The sequence below is a fragment of the Ruegeria alba genome, assembly GCF_022321465.1.
In the GTDB taxonomy this organism is placed as follows: Bacteria; Pseudomonadota; Alphaproteobacteria; order Rhodobacterales; family Rhodobacteraceae; genus Ruegeria_B; species Ruegeria_B alba.
In genome coordinates, this window is the sequence record NZ_JAKOEM010000043.1 from 1 (window position 1) to 4,855 (window position 4,855).

At 55.1% G+C, this 4,855-nt stretch carries 7 protein-coding genes; 2 read left to right on the top strand and 5 right to left on the bottom strand.

All coding sequences use genetic code 11. The annotated features are described in order from the left end of the window. The 5 genes from MB818_RS21495 to MB818_RS21515 form a co-directional block, all read right to left on the bottom strand. The coding region (locus tag MB818_RS21495; RefSeq protein WP_238906437.1) for a DEAD/DEAH box helicase at nucleotides 1-1,239 on the bottom strand (1,239 nt) is incomplete at its 3' end. Between the two features lie 293 nt (nucleotides 1,240-1,532). Further along, nucleotides 1,533-2,024, bottom strand: a complete 492-nt coding sequence (locus MB818_RS21500; RefSeq protein ID WP_238906440.1) for a hypothetical protein — start codon at nucleotides 2,022-2,024, stop codon at nucleotides 1,533-1,535. An 8-nt stretch (nucleotides 2,025-2,032) separates the two neighbouring features. Next, a complete protein-coding gene (locus tag MB818_RS21505; RefSeq protein ID WP_238906442.1) occupies nucleotides 2,033-2,209 on the bottom strand; it encodes a hypothetical protein in 177 nt (58 codons plus the stop codon). Continuing rightward, on the bottom strand, nucleotides 2,206-3,513 hold the full coding sequence (locus tag MB818_RS21510) for a DUF6538 domain-containing protein (RefSeq protein ID WP_238906444.1): 1,308 nt from the start codon (nucleotides 3,511-3,513) through the stop codon (nucleotides 2,206-2,208). Before MB818_RS21510 ends, MB818_RS21505 begins: the two co-directional genes overlap by 4 nt. A 36-nt stretch (nucleotides 3,514-3,549) precedes the next feature. After that, nucleotides 3,550-3,747: a hypothetical protein gene (locus MB818_RS21515; protein WP_238906446.1), complete on the bottom strand. Its 198-nt coding sequence runs from the start codon at nucleotides 3,745-3,747 to the stop codon at nucleotides 3,550-3,552. Between the two features lie 377 nt (nucleotides 3,748-4,124). On the opposite strand from MB818_RS21515, the gene MB818_RS21520 reads away from it, so the two are divergent. Further along, nucleotides 4,125-4,370, top strand: a complete 246-nt coding sequence (locus MB818_RS21520; RefSeq protein WP_238906447.1) for a hypothetical protein — start codon at nucleotides 4,125-4,127, stop codon at nucleotides 4,368-4,370. A 120-nt stretch (nucleotides 4,371-4,490) separates the two neighbouring features. Next, nucleotides 4,491-4,855 (top strand): hypothetical protein (locus tag MB818_RS21525; protein ID WP_238906449.1); only part of this gene is annotated, 365 nt, incomplete at its 3' end.

The following is a 4,855-nucleotide window of genomic DNA, read 5'->3' on the forward strand; positions in this document are numbered from 1 at the left end:
CGCCGTGTACAGAAGGCGCTTGTGATCTACAGCCGAAAGCCAATGGGGCTTGCGAAGAACGGTAGCGGTGTCGACGTAGACGGTATCTACAGATCGACCTTGGCTCTTATGCACCGTGGCAAGTGCCGCGAGTTCGAAGCGGTTAATCTCATCCAACCAATCCAATACTCGACGGGCCTCATCATAGCTGAGCTTACCCTTCTGGTAGAGGCGCTGAATGCGCTTTCCCAGCTTGGCAGCGTCCTTCTCACGCTCCAACACGAAGGCGGTGCTGCCCGTTCCATCGAAGCTTAGCGTGTGGCCACTAACCGCGAGTTCATGGGTCCGACTTACGCAACCGGGTACGTCCGGCAAGACGCGGGTAGCACGCTCTACATGACGGATCGTGAACCGCTCTCCATTGCGGAACTGCTCGTCCGTCTGCTTGCTCGTGACGACATCACCCGGGCAAAGCTGATCGTGATCGACCCGCCGCACCTTCTGGCGAAGTCGGCGCAGGGTCGCGTTGTCCGAGGTGACCGCAAGAAGGTCGTCGCCATTGGCATAACCAGTGGTCAGGTCGTTCATCCACTTTATTCCGGGAATTACCTGCACGGTATCACCTCCCAAGAGACAGGGCAGTTCCTCATTCGGTCGGTTCTCGATCGAGTCCCGAAGCATTTCGCCAAGGCGATAAATATCGCTGCTCTCCGAGAACCGCATGCTCTTGGTTAGCGTGATGGTCGGGAAGCCCTGTTTCGCGAGAACTTCTCGATCCTTAACAGGCGGAAGCTGGAAGCGATCTCCGCTATACGCGACAGGCAGGCCGAATTCCTTCGCGTAGTCCTCGATTGCTCCGAACAGAAACGCACCCACCATGGAGAACTCGTCGACGATGATGATGTCCACGTCGGAGAATGCTCCTGTGCTTTCGCCTTCCAGTCCAGCTACTCGGCGCTTCGCTTTCTTGGCGGGAAGGTAGCCTTCTATGGTCTCAAGGTCTTCGTCTCTGTCCTTGTACCAGCCAATCGCGCTGTGGATCGTCATGACCTTGTGTTGATTGTTGGTCAGTTCCTGTTCCAAGACGGTTCGTGCCGGGTGTGTTGGGGTGAGATACAATGCCCTCTTGTTCGCGACGGCGTTGGCTATGGCGAAGGTCTTACCAGACCCGGCCCTTCCTGAGACCACCAAACGGTCTCCGTCCCGCATAGCGGCAATAGCGTTTACTACTGTCTGTTGTTCGTCATTAAGTGCTTTCATAGGGGTAATCCTTGTAACTGCGAGGACCGAAATTCGGGTCGTCGCGTGGCTCAATTTTAAGGTAAGCAATACTGACCCATTCGGCGGAAATTAGCCCGGCTAGGGGACACGTTTCCGGATGTCTGTATTCCTTTAATGGCCCCTATTGGTGGACGCTCTTTAACCTACTGGAATCACGAAATAATCAAGCTTAGATAGATTTCACGCCCTATTCATGCCGCGTGTGCCCTCTCCAGAGGAGTCGGGACAGATCCAGCATTCGGTTGGAAAGCCGTGTTCGCGAAAATTGCGGATTATTCGCATTCCGGAATGTATGTCTGAACTGCTTCAGGCTCTGGGCGCATCAACTCGGGCAACTCCTGAAGCACCTCATCCAATACTTCTGCCGTTAAAATGGAAATCTGACACGCGTACTGTTGGCGAGTACCTTCCGGGTTTTGCAGCAACCACTCTTGGTAGTCCTGCTCTTCGAAGAATGCCAACGCGCCAACGCCCACGACTGGGATAGCTGCGACCACCCTACGCAATCTTGCTTTAGCCTTTGTTTTGGCGACGGTCTTTGCCAATTGCTTCCTATGAGCAATCGCTGCGGCAGCCGCATTCGCGCTCATGGTTGCTACTGTCGCGCTCAACTGGACAGCCCAGACACCTGCCGCGATAGTCGTTGAAGCCAACGCAATACATAGCCAACCGAGAAACACTACGCTCCTGAAGAGCTTTAAAAGACTTAACATTTTTAGTGTCTCCAGCGGGGGGCAGAGCTTGGCCAGAACAATGCCAGCCAAGCTCGAGTTTATGGGACCCTACGCTTCACGACGTAGTCAGCCAACCACTGCCAGTAGGCATCAGCATCCGTGAACCCCTGTGCCTGTGCAGCCAGGTTCTCCGCCTCATGACGAGAAAGACCGCCATCGTATTCAGCGATAGCGGCCCGTTCCTCGAAGGCATCGATGTCGGGGATCCGGCTCATGGCGAGCACCCCGCTGGCAACCTGATCTGATCCACGATCGACCGCTTCTGCTCGTCCGAGATACCGGCAGAGTAGATGCTGTAGGTGATCCCGTTCTCCGATCGGGCCGACTTGTGACCGACAATGCTGGCCGTGAAGTGCTCAGGAGCGCCTGTCCGTTCACACTGGGTGATGAACCACTTGCGGGTGGAGTGGAACACCAGCCCTGGCCTGTCGATGCCCAGCGCCTGCCTGAGCTTGGCGAAGCGCTTGGTTACGTCATTCACCTTCAGATCAGGGAACAGTGGACCAGCACTTGGCAGACTGGCCAGAACCGGATCGAGCGCTGAATGCACTGGAACCTGACGTTCCGCCGCATCGGTCTTCAGCAAGCGCAGTCGGTTCGGTCGCACGAGGAAGAAGCCACCAAGGTTGCCCTTTGTCACCAGATCCTCCCTGAGGAGGCCCGCTGCTTCACCAGCCCTCATGCCAGACAGTAGGCAGATCGACATGACCTTACCGATGACCGGGTCACTCTGGCCCAGAAGCAGCTTCACCTCCTTGTCCGAGGGGACCGCATACGGCTGATGACGGACCTTGGCTTCGAACCGTACCGAGGAGAACGGGTTGGCCTCCAGCTCACCCTCGTAGACGCACCAGTCGAGCCAGTGACAGACCTGTGACCAGATACGCCGCTGGGTCCGCCCAGTGATCCTGGCCTTGCTCTGAGATGACCAGTCCACCGCAGCATCCAGAGACAAGCCATAGGTCTTCTGTGATTTGCCGATGATAGGACTTAGCTGGGCAATCAGAGACAGGAACTCCCGCCCGTCCTCGCGCACCAGTTCCACCAGTTTGCGCTTCCCGTACTTGGAGGAGAACAACTCGACCGAGTACCGCACCGACTTGAAACCGCTTGGCCGGAGCTCGTTCTGGCGCAGAAGCAGGTAGCGTCTGGCTGTTTCCTGGACAGTCACCTTCGGCTGGATCACCTGATGGTAGCGAACAGGCTCAGAGCGCTCCAGAGTGGCACGGAGACGGGCGAGAGCCAGTTCCGATGGGGTGGCCCATTCAGAGGTGCCAGCGTCCGAGAGCGTGGCGCTCTGTGGCAGAGACAAGGCCCCAGACAGGATGTGATCCACGGTCTCCTCGTAGCGGGCATTCACCTCGGCGGCCCGTTGTCGGGCCACCTTGGCATCACTGGTCTTCAGGGACTGCTTCAGGGCTTGCTGGCCAAGGAGCGCAGCCACCTCCTTGGGGTAGTTCCGCCTATAGAGCCAAGTCTGGCCCTTAAGATAGGCATAGCGAATTCGGGCAGACGACATGGTCTGTTCCTTTCTTGATGAATTGTTAGGGATGGGTCAGTCAGCGGCCCTGGAATGGACGCACAGGATCAGATCGAAATCTGGCTCCCCGTACTCGCCCTTCATGGGGCCAGTGAGCGCTTGTCCGGTCACGAGGTCTTCGTAGACCTCATCGACGCGGAACAGATGTTCGGGCCAGTCTTCCCCGGCACGAATGACGACAACGTCACCTTCCTTGAGATCGAGATGAGCCATGCCTAAACCCTCCGCATCAGGAGGTCAGGCAGGACAGCCCCGAGCGTGAAGCTGAAGGACAAAGGGAACGGGATTGGTTTGAGCCAGTCAGGCAGTCCAGCCAGTACCAGAAGGATCAGAGCAAGGATCTCTGGTATGGTCAGGCGAAGGTCGTAGCGCCTCCGTAGACCCCAGGCCAAGGCCAGCCGGAAGCCGACCCCAGCCGCTATGAGCAGCGTGAAGGTTGAAAGCATCTATACATCTCCATGAGAGCTTCTTTTGTATAGATGCTTGCTCTTACTCAGTTTTTGCGAGAGGCTCAGAAATTAGCGGCATTCAGAAGCGATTGCCTTGCGGTATCCAAGCTAAATTAGAAGATGTATTTTGGAGTGGTGTTAATGCTGAACTGGCTCAAGAAAGGCGCGATGGATACGACGGAAATCGTGAATGTCGCATTTAACAAAGCTGTGATGCAAACTGGCGCAGCGTTGGATAGCGAGACAGCAAAATGGCTTAAAGAAAGCACACTCTCAGCTATGGCAACTGCTGGAGACATAGCCAAGAACATGTCCGACCTCAATGGAGACGGAAAGATTGACTCCGAAGACCTGAAACTTGCAGCAAATAAAGCAGGAGTTGCTTGAGCCGAAATCCGAATTAATGATGCGTGATGACAAAGACATTGAGGCTCCGTTTGAAATTGGTTACCCAATCTTGCTTCCCTGCCGCACAACTATTTCTACCCAGAGAGGAAAGATAGAGCTATGAGAAAAACACTTACTTTCACCTTCATTCTAGTTTCGAATCTTTCAGGTTGCTCAACCCCAAGTGATGTCGCCGCAACTAAATCTCTGGGTGTTGTAACGGCGTCAGGTGATATCAATGCGGCAACTTATTGTGTAAGGAAGCGAAAGGAATCCGAGGGAACGCTGTATAACTCCGTTGCAGGTCTTGATTTCTTTCCAACTCCAAACGGAACAGAACTACACCTTTATGGACACGGAGATCATAGAGTAACTATGGCCATTGCCTACTATTCTAGGACGGAAAGCGGCTATTCTGTTGATGTGAAAGCCACGGAGCTTGCCAACGGCAACCAATTACTAAAATGGGTGCGATCCTGTGCATC